The sequence below is a fragment of the Frigidibacter sp. MR17.14 genome (genome assembly GCF_037095735.1).
GTDB lineage: Bacteria > Pseudomonadota > Alphaproteobacteria > Rhodobacterales > Rhodobacteraceae > Frigidibacter.
This window is the reverse complement of sequence record NZ_JBAWKD010000001.1, coordinates 766,217-778,685: the sequence shown is the minus strand read 5'-3', so window position 1 is coordinate 778,685 and position 12,469 is coordinate 766,217. Positions and strand designations below refer to the sequence as shown.

Genomic DNA, 12,469 nt, shown 5'->3' with positions numbered 1-12,469 from the left:
CTTCTTCCGTCAAGCCGTCGCGCGTTCGCGGCGGAAGATCATTGCCGACAGCGGCGGCAGCGTCAGGCTGGCCGAGGCCGGCTGGCCGTTCCACGGCTCGGGCCCGGCGAAGACGCCGCCCATGTTGCCGCGATTGCCGCCACCGTAAGGCGCCGCATCCGTGTTCAGAACCTCTGCCCAGCGGCCTTGTTCCGGGAACCCCACGCGAAAATCGTGACGTTCCATCGGCGTCATGTTCACGATGACCACCACCGGCGCGTCGTCCTCGGCGCCGTGGCGCGCGAAACTGAACACCGACTGGTCGGCATTGTCGGCGTCGATCCAGTGGAACGCCGTCGGATCGGTCTCGCGCCGCCAGAGCGCGGGCGTGTCGCGGTAGAGGTGGTTCAGATCGCGCACGAGGCGCTGGATGCCCGCATGCTCGGGGATGTCGAGCTGGTGCCAATCGAGGCTGGCGTCGTGATTCCACTCGCGCCCTTGCGCGAATTCCTGGCCCATGAACAGCAGCTTCTTGCCCGGATGCGCCCACATGAAGCCGTAGAAGGCGCGGAGGTTGGCGAACTGCTCCCAGCCGTTGCCGGGCATCTTGCCCAGCATCGAGCCCTTGCCGTGCACGACCTCGTCATGGCTGATCGGCAGGATGAAATTTTCCGACCAGGCATAGGCGGTGGCGAAGGTCATCTGGTTGTGGTGCCAGCGGCGGTGGATCGGGTCGCGCTCCATGTAGGACAGCGAGTCGTTCATCCAGCCCATGTTCCACTTGAACCCGAAGCCCAGACCCCCGTGATGGGCGGGGCGCGAGACGCCGGGGAAGCTGGTGCTTTCCTCGGCCGCGGTCAGCGCGCCCGGCACCTCGCCGTAGACCGCCACGTTCATCTCGCGCAGGAAGTCGATGGCCTCGAGGTTCTCGCGCCCGCCGTGGACGTTCGGGACCCATTCGCCATGGGGGCGGGAATAGTCGCGGTAGAGCATCGAGGCCACGGCATCCACGCGCAGCCCGTCGACGCCGTATTCCTTCAGCCAGTAGATGGCGTTCGCGATCAGGTAGTTCCTGACCTCGCGCCGGCCGTAGTTGTAGATCAGCGTGTTCCAGTCACGATGGAAGCCTTCCTTCGGGTCGGCATGTTCGTAAAGCGCGGTGCCGTCGAACTGGCCAAGCCCGTGGGCGTCGGTCGGGAAATGCCCCGGCACCCAGTCGAGGATCACGCCCAGGCCCGCCTCGTGCGCGGCGCTGACGAAGGCCTTGAACTCGGCGGGCGTGCCGTGGCGGATCGTGGGGGCGAACATGCCGATCGGCTGGTAGCCCCAGCTGCCGTCGAAGGGAAACTCGCTGACCGGCAGCAGCTCCAGATGGGTGAAGCCCATGTCGCGGGCATAGCCCACCAGCTCGCGCGCCAGCTCCTTGTAGCTCAGGCGGCGGTCACCCTCTTCCACCCGTCGCTTCCACGAGCCCAAGTGGACCTCGTAGATCGAGATCGGCGCGTCGACCGCATTGGCCGCGGCGCGCTTGGCCTGCGCGGCGGGGCCGGCGGGCGCGGGCAGGCGGCGGATGACCGAGGCGGTGGCCGGCGGATGCTCGGCCCCGAAGCCGACCGGGTCGGCCTTCTGCGGCAGGGCCACGCCGCCCGGACCCAGCAGGTCGTATTTGTAGGTCTCGCCCTCGGCGACGCCGGGCAGGAAGATCTCCCAGATCCCCGTCGCGCCGCGGCGGCGCATCGGCGCGCGGGCCGGGTCCCAGAAGGTGAAGTCGCCCACGACCGAAACGCGCGTCGCGTTCGGCGCCCAGACGGCGAAGGCGGTGCCCTCGACCCCTTCATGGGTCATCGGATGCGCGCCCAGCCGCTGCCAGAGCCGCATGTGCCGGCCCTCGGCCATCAGGTGCTCGTCGATCTCGCCCAGCACCGGCGGGAAGCGGTAGGGGTCGTCCCAGTCCCATTCCGCGCCATAGCCCTGCGCGTGCAGCCGGTAGGGGCCGGGTATGGGGCCAAGCCCGGCGATCAGCCCGGCGAAGACGCCGGGGATCACCTCGGCCAGATCGGCCTCGATGCCGCTGGCAAAGACCGCGCGCACCCGCTCGGCCCCGGGGGCGAGACAGCGCAGCGCATGATCGAGGCCGAAGGGATGCAGGCCCAGCACGGCGAAGGGCTCGCCATGGCGGGCCGCGGCAAGAGCCTCGGCCTCCGCCTTCTCGATGAGCTGCATGAACGTCTTCTCCCCGTGCCTTCCAGTCTTCGTCCCCCGATCCGATCCTATCAGATGGCGGGGGTCACGTCCCAGACCTCGGCCATGTAGCCGCGGATTGTCCGGTCAGAGGAGAAGTAGCCCATGCGCGCGGTGTTCAAGGCCGCCATCCGGTGCCAGTCGGCCGGGCTGGCGAAGGCGGTGTCCACCTCGCGCTGCTTCTGGAAGTAGCTCTCGAAGTCCGAGGTCACGAGGTAGTGGTCGTGGTTCCACAGGATGTCGGTCAGCTGGTGATAGCGCCCCGGCTCGTCGGGCGAGAAGCGCCCCTCGGCCAGCATCTGCAGCACGTCGCGCAGGCGCTGGCTGGCGGCGATCGCCGCCTTCTCGTGACCGAAGGTGGCGCGGGTCTTCTCGACCTCGTCCACGGTCAGGCCGAACAGGAAGAAGTTCTCGGCCCCGACCTTCTCGCGGATTTCCACGTTGGCGCCGTCGAGCGTGCCGATGGTCAGCGCGCCGTTCAGCGAGAACTTCATGTTGCCGGTGCCCGAGGCCTCGGTCCCGGCGGTCGAGATCTGTTCGCTGAGGTCCGCCGCGGGGGTCAGCTTCTCGGCCATCGAGACGTTGTAGTTCGGCGGATAGACGATCTGCAGCCAGTCCTTGGTGATCGGGTCGGCATTGATCACCGCGGCCGCGTCGTTGATCAGGCGGATGATCAGCTTGGCGGTGAAATAGCCCGGCGCCGACTTGCCGCCGAAGATCTTCACCCGCGGCACCACCGCCTTCGAGGGGTTGGTGCGCAGCTCGTGCCAGAGCGCGATCGCCTCGAGGATGTTCAGAAGCTGGCGCTTGTATTCATGAAGCCGCTTCACCTGGATGTCGAACATCGCGTCGGGGTTCACCTTCGTGCCCGTCGTCTTCGCGATCCAGTCCGCGAGCCGCACCTTGTTCGCGCGCTTGGCGGCGGCGAAATCGCCGAGGAAGCCCGCGTCGCCGACATGCCCTTCCAGCGCCTCGAGCCGGTCGAGGTCATGCTCCCACCCTTCGCCGATCGTGTCGGTGATGAGCGTGGACAGCGAGGGGTTCGCCAGCTTCAGCCAGCGCCGCGGCGTGATGCCGTTGGTCTGGTTCACGATCCGCTCGGGATGCAGCGCGTTCAGGTCGTGGAACACCGTCTTGCGCATCAGGTCGGTGTGCAGCGCCGCAACGCCGTTCACCCGGTGCGAGGTGGCGAAGGCCAGCGGCCCCATCAGCACCTGCCCCTCGTCGATCAGCTTCACCGATGCGGGCCGCGTCGGGTTCATCCGGCGGTGCCAGTCGTCGATGCGCTCGATGATCTGCATGTGGCGCGGCAGGACGGTGCCCATCGTCCAGCTCGACCAGCGCTCCAGTGCCTCGGGCAGAAGCGTGTGGTTGGTGTAGCCCAGCACCTTCAGCGCGATCTCGCAGGCCTCGTCGAACTCCAGCCCGTCGGTGTCGACGAGGATCCGGATCAGCTCGGGCCCGGCGATGGCGGGATGGGTGTCGTTCATCTGGATCGCGACCATGCCGGCCAGCTTGCGCACGTCGCCGTCCTGTCCGCGGAACCGGCGCAGGATGTCCTGCACCGAGGCGGCGGTCAGGAAATATTCCTGCTTCAGCCGCAGCTCCTTGCCGGCCTGCGTGCCGTCATTGGGATAGAGCACCCGGCTCAGCGTGCGGGCCAGCGCCTCGGGCTCCGACGCGGCGGTGTGGTCGCCCGCGTTGAACCGCGCGAGGTCGAACAGCTCGGTCGGCCGCGCCTGCCACAGCCGCAGCGTGTTGGCCCAGCGGCCCTGCCAGCCGACGACCGGCATGTCGCAGGCCTCGGCCAGCACCGTCTCGCCGGGATGCCAGATCGCCTTCTTGCCCTGTTCCTCGACATGGCCGCGGAAGCAGATGGTCTGGATCGCCTCGGGCCGCTCGAAGATCCAGGGGTCGCGGCGGATCAGCCAGTCCTCGGGCGTCTCGACCTGCCGGCCGCCCTCGAAGCGCTGGCGGAAGATGCCGTGCTCGTAGCGGATGCCGTAGCCGTAGGCCGGGCAGCCGATCGTCGCCATCGAATCCATGAAACAGGCCGCGAGCCGCCCGAGCCCGCCGTTGCCCAGTGCCGCATCCGGCTCGTCCTCGACGAGGCTGTCGAAGGCCGGGCCGATGCCGGCCAGCGCCTCGACGCAGGCCTCGCGCAGGCCGAGGTTGATCACCGCGTCGTCGAGCATCCGCCCGATCAGGAATTCCATCGACAGGTAATAGACCCGCTTGCGCTTCTCGGCATAGGCGCGCCGCGTCGCCTCGAACCAGGGCTGCACGATCAGGTCGCGGATCGAGAAGCTCAGCGCCATGCGCCAGTCATAGGCCGAAGCGTGTTCGGGATCCTTGCCCAGCGACGAGCGCAGGTGATCGAGGATCAGCACCTTCAGCGCGGCGGCATCGGTCTGCGGAACCGCAGGGAGAGCGGTGACGGTCATGGGAGGGCCTCTCGTCTTGCTTGCCCCAAGTCTTTCCACAGGCTTGGTCCCCGCGCCAGCACCTTGGCGCGCATCCGCCCCTGTCACCGCCTTTCGCTCATTTGCGCGGCACTCCCCGGCTCGTCCGCCTGTGCGGTTTCTCATTGGCACAAATATCCCGGGGTCCGGGGCAGAGCCCCGGCCCGCGCGTCGGTTCCGCGCTTCCGCCCGGCAAAAGCCCCGCCTAACCTGTGCCTCGTCCCGCCGCGCCTTAGGTCAGGGCAGGCAAACCCCGAGGAGACAGCATGAACGAATGGTGGCGTGCCGCGGTGATCTACCAGATCTACCCACGGTCCTTTCAGGACGATTCGGGCGACGGGATCGGCGACCTGCCCGGCATCACCCGCAGGCTCGAGCATATCGCCCATCTCGGCGCCGACGCGATCTGGATCTCGCCGTTCTTCCGCTCGCCGATGAAGGACATGGGCTACGACATCTCGGACCCCTGCGATGTCGATCCGCTGTTCGGCGACCTTGCCGATTTCGACGCGCTGATCGCCCGCGCGCATGAGCTTGGCCTGAAGGTGATCATCGACCAGGTGCTGTCGCATACCTCTGACGCCCATGCCTGGTTCGTCGACAGCCGCGCCTCGCGCACCGGCGAGAAGGCCGACTGGTATGTCTGGGCCGATCCGAAGCCCGACGGCAGCCCGCCCAACAACTGGCCCTCGGTCTTCGGCGGTCCGGCCTGGACCTGGGACACGCGGCGGCGCCAGTATTACATGCACAACTTCCTGTCGACGCAGCCCGACGTGAACATGCACAATCCGGCGGTGCAGGACGGGGTGCTGGCGGCGCTGAAGTTCTGGCTCGACCGCGGCGTCGACGGTTTCCGGCTGGATTCGATCAACTACTGCTTCCACGACCGGCAGCTGCGCGACAATCCGCGGCTCGAGCCCTTCCCGAAGGTCGAGCCGCACAATCCCTACGACTTCCAGGACCACAAGTATTCCAAGTCGCAGCCCGAGATGCTGCCGCTGCTGGAACGGGTGCGGGCGCTTCTGGACCGCTACGACGACCGCATGACGGTGGGCGAGGTCGGCGACCACAACCACGCGCTGGAGCTGATGTCGCAATACACCGCCGGCGAAAAGCGGATGAACATGGCCTACAGCTTCGACATGCTAGGGCCGGACTATTCCGCGCGGCATTTCCGCGGCGTGATCGACCGGTTCATGGCCGGGGCGAAGGGCGGCTGGCCCTGCTGGAGCTTCTCGAACCACGACGTGCCGCGCCATGTCTCGCGCTGGGCGGGGCAGGACGCGGGGGGGGATGCGCTGGCGCGGCAGGCGATCGCGCTGCTGCTGGCCTTCGAGGGCGCGGTCTGCGTTTACCAGGGCGAGGAGTTCGGCCAGACCGAGACCCAGCTGGCCTATGAAGAGCTGACCGACCCGGTCGGCCTGCGGTTCTGGCCAGACAACAAGGGCCGCGACGGCTGCCGCACGCCGATGGTCTGGGAGCGCGACATGCCGGCGGCGGGCTTCACCTCGGGCGTGCCCTGGCTGCCGATCAAGCCCGAGCAGCGGGTGCGCGCGGCCTCGGAACAGATGGGCGTCGCGGGTTCGGTCTTCGAGCACTATCGCGACGTGATCGCCTTCCGGAAGCAGACCGAGGCGCTGAAGACCGGCGGCACGCGCTTCCTCAACCTGCCCGAGCCGCTTCTGGGCTTCCTGCGCGGCGAGGGGCCGGGGGCGGTGCTGTGCCTGTTCAACCTCTCGGCCGAAGAGGTGGCGCTGCCCGAGGGGCTGATGACCGAAGCCTCTGGGCGGCCCGTGGGCCCGGCCGAGGGCGTGGGCGTCGCGGGGCGGCTCGGGCCCAATGGCTACGTGTTCCTGCAGTCCTGAGGGGGGCTCGGGAAACAGGGTCGGGGGGCCTGCGAGGCCCCCACTGCCATCGGTCCTCGGACCGATGGCGCACCGATGGCAGTCCCCCCGGCTCTGGCGCCTCTGATCAGCGCAGGCGCTGGCCGTTGGCGTAGAGGCCGCCGTCGGGGCGGACCTCGATCCTCGAGCTGAGCTCGTCCTCGCCGGGGCCGGATTTCGCGAAGAGCCCCGCCATCATCCGCACGCCCATCCCCTGCTCGGCCGGCAAGAGGCCGAGCGCGATCAGCTTGTCGAGAAGCCCGTTGCCGCCCAGCAGGTGCAGATCCACCGCGCCCTCGGGGCGGGGCATGCCCTCGAAGGTGGTCATGTCGGAATTGTCGAAGGTGAAGGCGCCCTTGCCGGTCAGCGCGGCCCCGGCGATGGTCAGCTTCAGCTCGTTCAGGTCGAGCGCCTCGATCTCGCCCGGCACGGCGTCGGGCGGGCTGGCGGGATCGGGCATCAGCAGGTTGCCCATCACCTTCGCCATCCCCTTCAGATCGACGATCAGCGTCGCTGGGTCGCGCGGCAGGCTGGCCTGCGGATCGATCAGCGCCCAGACCGCGTCGTTCACCGTGAGGTCGATCAGCCGGGTTTCCAGATGGAAGGGCTGCGCCGCGCCGGTGTCGGACAGCGGCAGGCCAAGCCCCGCGACCATCCGCCCCAGCGACAGGTCGACGGGGAAGGGGATCTGCGCGCCTTCCAGATGGATGGTGTTGCCGGCGTTTTCCAGCCGGTAGTCGAGGGCCGCGCCGGTCATCGACATGCTGCCGGTGCCCGACTGGCTGGCGAGGCTGCCCTTCGCCGAGTTGCCGGCATCGTCCAGCGCGAAGTCCATGCGGCTTTCGCCGTAGCTGTAGCGCCCCTCGACGGTCAGTCCGGCGGCCAGCGCCGCGGTCATGTCCTTAAGGTCGGTGGTGCCCGCCGGCTGGCGCATCGCCCCGCCGCCGGTCACCTGCGCCACATCGCCGGTGATGCCGAAGGTGCCGCCGTTCTCTGGGTCGGTGACGTCCATCGCGAAATCGACGCGGTCGGCGGCGCTGCTGTAGTCGATCGCCCGGTCATCCTGCCCGGCCATCATCGCGCGTGCCGTGGCCCGGTGCGCGGTCGCCCGCATCGTCATTTCCAGCGGCTTGCCGTCGACCGTCACCTGGTCGAGCGTCGCGGCGATGCTGTCGGCGGCCATGTCGTAGGCGATGGCATCGGGATTGCCCGAAACGCGCAGGTCGAGGCCGGACTGCGTCGCCGTCATCCGCGATTCGACCGTCTCGCCCTTTTCCGAGGTGCCGGAGGTGACCAGCGGAATGCTGGCCGGCAGCATCACCTGCACCGCGCCGCGCTGCTCGATCATCCGCACCCGGTCGAGGGTAGCGGTGGTGGTGCCCTCTGGGCCCGAGAGCGTCATCGTGACATCGCCCAGCGTCAGCGTGTCGCCGGCGCGCTCGGTCGAGCCTGCGTCGATGCTGCCCCCGACCGAGGTGTAATAGTCCTGCCAGCTCTGCCAGACCTGCTCCGCGGTGAGGTCGGCGCGCGCGGCGGTGCCGCCCAGCAGGGAGGCGAGAATCGGCAGCGCGAAGGCCGTGCGCCGTGCGGTGTGGAAGGCCATGAACATCAACCCTTGGTCCCGAGCGAAACGGCCTGCATCCTCGGGGCGCGCGGCGGGCCGGTCAAGGGTGGCTCGGCGGTCGCGCGGTGACATTGGCGTAAGGGCGCATTGGCGGACCGGGGTCCGGGCTGCTAGCGCGGGGCTTCGGGTGTGTGAGGGGAGGGCGGGAATGATCCGGCTGGAGAAGGACGAGGGCATCTGGCGCGCGGTGATCGACCGGCCGGAGAAGGCGAATTCGCTGACCGGGGCGATGCTGGCCGAGCTGGCGGGCATCGCCGAGGCGGCAGCGGGGGGCGACGCACGGGCGCTGGTGATCACCGGCACCGGCAAGGTGTTCTCGGCCGGGGCGGATCTGGACGAGGCGCGGGCGGGGCTTGCCACCTCGGACCTGTGGGAGCGGCTCTCGGGCGCGGTGGCGCGGCTGCCCTGCCTGACGGTGGCGGCGCTGAACGGCACGCTCGCCGGGGGCGCGATGGGCATGGCGCTGGCCTGCGACCTGCGGGTGGCGGTCGAGGGGGCGAAATTCTTCTACCCGGTGATGCGGCTGGGCTTCCTGCCGCAGCCCTCTGACCCCGGGCGGCTTCGGGCACTGGTGGGACCGGCGCGGGCGAAGATGATCCTGATGGCCGGGGCCCGGATCGAGGCCGCCGAGGCGCTGGACTGGGGGCTGGTCGACCGGGTGGTGCCGGCGGCGATGCTGGCCGGGACGGTCGCTGCGCTGGTCGCGGATGTGCAGGGGGCGGCGCCTGCGCATGTCGCGGCGATCAAGGCGATGATCTGAGCGGGCGAGTGAAGCGGGAGGGCAAGGGGGCGCTGCCCCCTCGCGGGCGAGGCCCGCTCACCCCCGGGATATTTGAGCCAATGCGAAAGCGGGAAGAAGGGGGCTCTGCCCCAGCCCCTGCGGGGGTCCCCCCGGGTTGTGCGGGCAAAGTCGAAGCAGAGGGCGTCAGCGGCGCTTGCGACGGGGGCCGCCGGGGGTGCGGCTGGTGAAGCCGGGCGGGCGCTTCGCCACCCAGGCGGCGAAGGCCGCGAGCCTGGGGTGGCTGCGCAGGCGCTCGGGCGTCGCGTAGTCGCGGGCGAGTTCGGCCTCGGTCAGGGTGGCGTGGATCTCCTTGTGGCAGAGGTGGTGCATCAGCACCGTCGGGCCGCCCTTGCCGCCCTTCAGCTTCGGGATCAGGTGATGCAGGCTTTGCGGCACGCCCCGTGGGATCGGGCGCAGGCAGAGCGGGCAGATCGGTGCGTCTTCCATGGCTTTCGTCTTTCGCCGTCCCGGCCTAGAGGTGGGGCCTCAGCAACCCGGGGGCAAGCGATGGACGAGGTCGAGGCACTGGTGATCGGCGCGGGGCCCGCCGGGCTGATGGCGGCCGAGGCGCTGGCCGGGGAGGAGGTGGGCGTGCTGGTGGCCGAGGCGAAGCCCAGCCCCGCCCGCAAGTTCCTGATGGCCGGCAAGTCCGGGCTGAACCTGACCAAGGACGAGGATCCGCGCGCCTTCGCCCGCCATGTCGACGGCTGGATGAGCGGAATCCTGGCGGAGTTCGGTCCGGTCGAGGTCATGGCCTGGGCCGAGGACCTTGGGGTGCGGCTTTTCACCGGCTCGTCCGGGCGGGTGTTTCCCGAGGAGATGAAGGCCTCGCCGCTGCTGCGCGCCTGGCTTGCACGGCTGGAGGCGGCCGGCGTGCAGCTGGCGCGGCGCTGGCGCTGGGCGGGCTGGCGCGACGGGGCGGCGGTCTTCGAGACGCCGGGGGGCGAGCGGCTGGTGAAGGCGCGGGTGACGGTGCTGGCGCTGGGCGGCGCGAGCTGGCCGCGGCTGGGCTCGGACGCGGCCTGGGTGCCCTGGCTTCAGGCCGAGGGCGTCGAGATCGCGCCGTTCCGGCCCGCGAACATGGGGCTGGCCGTCGACTGGTCCGAGCATATGGCACCGCAGTTCGGCCAGCCGGTGAAGGGGGTGGCGCTGATCGCCGGATCCTTGGTCGAGCGCGGCGAATTCGTCGTCTCGTCCCGCGGGATCGAGGGGGGCGGGGTCTATGCCGTCTCGGCCGCGGTGCGCGACGGGGCGGAGCTTCGGCTGGACCTGGCGCCCGGTCTGGACGCGAAGGCGCTGGTGCAGCGGCTGAACGCGCGCAGGGGCGACAGCCTGCCGAACCGGCTGCGCAAGGCGAGCCTCGATCCGGTGAAGATCGCGCTTCTGCAGGAATGGGGCCGACCGCTGCCCGCCGAGGCGCGCGATCTGGGGGCGCTGATCAAGGCGCTGCCGGTGCGCCATGCCGGGCCGCGGCCGCTGGCCGAGGCGATCTCGTCGGCCGGGGGGATCACGGTGGGCTCGCTGACCGGGAACCTCGAGCTCAAGGCGCGGCGCGGCGTTTTCGCGGCGGGCGAGATGCTGGACTGGGAGGCGCCGACCGGGGGCTATCTGCTGACGGGATGCCTCGCGACCGGTCGGCATGCGGGGCTGGCCGCGGCGGCCTCAGCCCGGCGTGCCCGGCGCTGAGCCCGGTGCTGAGCCCGGCGCTGACGCGGTGCCGGCAAGGCGGCGCGCGGTCTCGAGCACAAGGCCGAAGGGCCGGCTGACCGCGGCCATCAGCACCACGGCAGAGCCGATGGCGGTCGCGATCTGGGCGGGGGCGGCCCCGGCCAGCGCCAGCGTCGCGGCATAGACCGGCACCTGGAAGCCGAGGAAGGCCGCGATGTCGGTGGCGATCACCGCGAGGCGCCCGCGGGGGGCCAGCCGCGCGAAGACCCGGTCGCGCCAGAGGCCGTAGGGGCGGCCGGTCAGCACCATCACCGGCACCATCAGCGCCCGCGTCGCCAGCACCGCCCGCGGCTCCATCCCGACGATCAGCAGTTCGACCGCTGTCGCCAGCGTCGTGAAGAAGCCGATCGTGGTGAGCGTGTCGACGAGGAACCGTCGCGAGGGGCGCAGGCGCATGGGCCGAGCCTGCCAGACACGGCCCCGCCTGTCATCCTCAGGCCGCGACGGGGGCGGCGATCCGCTGCATCGCCTCGGCCGCGATCTCGAAGCTGCGCTTGCGCTTCGCGTGGTCGTGGATCTGCCCGGTGAGGATCACCTCGTCGGGCTCGAACCGGTCGACCAGCGCTTGCAGTTCGCGCGCCACGGTGGCGGGGCCGCCGACCGCGGTGATGGCGAGCTGGCTTTTCACCGAGGGCAGGATCGCGCGGGGCAGGACCTCTTCGACATTCTCGACCGGCCGCGGCAGCTTGCCGGGCGTGCCGAGCCGGAGATTGGCGAACTGCTGCAGCGCCGAGGAGCGCAGGTAATGGCCCTCGGCATCGTCCTCGCCGGCGAAGACGTTGATCGCCAACATGAAATGCGGGCGCTCGAGGCTGGCCGAGGGGCGGAAGCTGCGCCGGTAGATCTCGATCGCCTGTTCCAGCGCGGCCGGTGCGAAATGCGAGGCGAAGGCATAGGGCAGGCCGAGCATCGCGGCGAGCTGGGCGCCGTAGAGGGACGATCCGAGCATCCAGACCGGGACATGGCTGTTCATGCCGGGCTGGGCGATGATCGGCTGGCCGGGCTGTCGGTCGCCGAGGAAGCCCATCAGCTCGACCACGTCCTGCGGGAACTGGTCCTCGTCCTGCATGCCGCGGCGCAGCGCGCGCATCGTCATCCCGTCGGTGCCCGGCGCCCGGCCGAGGCCGAGATCGACGCGGGGGCCGTAGAGCTCCGCAAGCGTGCCGAACTGCTCGGCGATCTGCAGCGGCGCGTGGTTCGGCAGCATGATCCCGCCCGAGCCGACGCGGATCTTCGACGTCTTTCCAAGCACATGGCCGATCAGCACCGAGGTCGCCGCAGAGGCGATGCCTTCCATGTTGTGATGCTCGGCCAGCCAGAAGCGGCGATAGCCGAGCGCTTCGGCATGGGCGGCGAGGTCGGCGACATTCTGCAGCGCCTGCGACACGGCCAGCCCCTCGGGGACGGGGGCGAGGTCGAGAAGCGAATAGGGAAGGGTCTCGGACGACATGGGCGGGTCTCCTTTCCCCCGGAACATAGGGGCGGGAGCGGCGCGCGAAAAGACTGAACCTGTCAGTTCATTTCGTCCCGGTCCGCGGCGGGCCCGAAGGGGGTGACCGGCGTGCACCCGCCGTACACCCCCCGTACACCCCCTGCGCGCGGCGGGGCAGGGTCGTGGTAACCAAGGCACCGGCGGGCGGGGCCGCTGCCGGAGGCTGGCGCGCGTGCCGCCTCGGGCCGAGACCGTTTCCGGCGCGGGTCTGTGGTCCGGGAGTGGCGGCGGCATGTCAGGCCGGCAGGACCGTCCTGATCGGTTGTCGAGCGGGCGTTG

9 protein-coding genes are annotated in these 12,469 nt (G+C 70.1%); 3 read left to right on the top strand and 6 right to left on the bottom strand.

Features of this window, described 5'->3' with window-relative positions:
• Nucleotides 1–9: 9 nt before the first annotated feature.
• Both glgB and V8J36_RS03710 read right to left on the bottom strand, forming a co-directional pair.
• The gene (gene glgB / locus V8J36_RS03715) at nt 10–2,202 is read right to left on the bottom strand and encodes a 1,4-alpha-glucan branching protein GlgB (protein ID WP_336465895.1); all 2,193 of its coding nucleotides are present in this window, start codon (nt 2,200–2,202) and stop codon (nt 10–12) included.
• Nucleotides 2,203–2,252: 50 nt separating this feature from the next.
• On the bottom strand, nt 2,253–4,664 hold the full coding sequence (locus V8J36_RS03710) for a glycogen/starch/alpha-glucan phosphorylase (protein WP_336465894.1): 2,412 nt from the start codon (nt 4,662–4,664) through the stop codon (nt 2,253–2,255).
• A gap of 284 nt (nt 4,665–4,948) precedes the next feature.
• Between V8J36_RS03710 and V8J36_RS03705 the strand changes: the two genes are divergently transcribed.
• Nucleotides 4,949–6,547, top strand: a complete 1,599-nt coding sequence (locus V8J36_RS03705; protein WP_336465893.1) for an alpha-amylase family glycosyl hydrolase — start codon at nt 4,949–4,951, stop codon at nt 6,545–6,547.
• 106 nt (nt 6,548–6,653) lie between these two features.
• Here V8J36_RS03705 and V8J36_RS03700 read toward each other — a convergent pair whose 3' ends face one another.
• The gene (locus V8J36_RS03700; RefSeq protein ID WP_336465892.1) at nt 6,654–8,168 is read right to left on the bottom strand and encodes a hypothetical protein; all 1,515 of its coding nucleotides are present in this window, start codon (nt 8,166–8,168) and stop codon (nt 6,654–6,656) included.
• Nucleotides 8,169–8,337: 169 nt separating this feature from the next.
• Between V8J36_RS03700 and V8J36_RS03695 the strand changes: the two genes are divergently transcribed.
• A complete protein-coding gene (locus V8J36_RS03695; protein WP_336465891.1) occupies nt 8,338–8,949 on the top strand; it encodes an enoyl-CoA hydratase/isomerase family protein in 612 nt (203 codons plus the stop codon).
• 165 nt (nt 8,950–9,114) lie between these two features.
• Here the strand turns inward: V8J36_RS03695 and V8J36_RS03690 are convergent, their stop codons facing one another.
• Nucleotides 9,115–9,417, bottom strand: coding sequence for an HNH endonuclease (locus V8J36_RS03690; protein WP_336465890.1), 303 nt, complete (start codon nt 9,415–9,417; stop codon nt 9,115–9,117).
• Nucleotides 9,418–9,477: 60 nt separating this feature from the next.
• On the opposite strand from V8J36_RS03690, the gene V8J36_RS03685 reads away from it, so the two are divergent.
• A complete protein-coding gene (locus V8J36_RS03685) occupies nt 9,478–10,656 on the top strand; it encodes a TIGR03862 family flavoprotein (protein ID WP_336465889.1) in 1,179 nt (392 codons plus the stop codon).
• Here the strand turns inward: V8J36_RS03685 and alaE are convergent.
• Both alaE and V8J36_RS03675 read right to left on the bottom strand, forming a co-directional pair.
• Entirely contained in the window at nt 10,633–11,094 is a 462-nt protein-coding gene (gene alaE, locus V8J36_RS03680; RefSeq protein ID WP_336465888.1) for an L-alanine exporter AlaE, read from the bottom strand. The genes V8J36_RS03685 and alaE overlap by 24 nt on opposite strands.
• Before the next feature lie 37 nt (nt 11,095–11,131).
• Entirely contained in the window at nt 11,132–12,148 is a 1,017-nt protein-coding gene (locus V8J36_RS03675) for an LLM class flavin-dependent oxidoreductase (RefSeq protein ID WP_336465887.1), read from the bottom strand.
• Nucleotides 12,149–12,469: the final 321 nt, after the last annotated feature.

Excerpts from the sequence above, each read along its gene's own strand:
- glgB (WP_336465895.1), bottom strand. The coding sequence starts at position 2,202 with ATGCAGCTCATCGAGAAGGCGGAGGCCGAGGCTCTTGCCGCGGCCCGC.
- V8J36_RS03685 (WP_336465889.1), top strand. The coding sequence starts at position 9,478 with ATGGACGAGGTCGAGGCACTGGTGATCGGCGCGGGGCCCGCCGGGCTG.
- V8J36_RS03695 (WP_336465891.1), top strand. The coding sequence starts at position 8,338 with ATGATCCGGCTGGAGAAGGACGAGGGCATCTGGCGCGCGGTGATCGAC.
- V8J36_RS03700 (WP_336465892.1), bottom strand. The coding sequence starts at position 8,168 with ATGGCCTTCCACACCGCACGGCGCACGGCCTTCGCGCTGCCGATTCTC.
- V8J36_RS03710 (WP_336465894.1), bottom strand. The coding sequence starts at position 4,664 with ATGACCGTCACCGCTCTCCCTGCGGTTCCGCAGACCGATGCCGCCGCG.
- V8J36_RS03705 (WP_336465893.1), top strand. The coding sequence starts at position 4,949 with ATGAACGAATGGTGGCGTGCCGCGGTGATCTACCAGATCTACCCACGG.
- V8J36_RS03675 (WP_336465887.1), bottom strand. The coding sequence starts at position 12,148 with ATGTCGTCCGAGACCCTTCCCTATTCGCTTCTCGACCTCGCCCCCGTC.
- alaE (WP_336465888.1), bottom strand. The coding sequence starts at position 11,094 with ATGCGCCTGCGCCCCTCGCGACGGTTCCTCGTCGACACGCTCACCACG.
- V8J36_RS03690 (WP_336465890.1), bottom strand. The coding sequence starts at position 9,417 with ATGGAAGACGCACCGATCTGCCCGCTCTGCCTGCGCCCGATCCCACGG.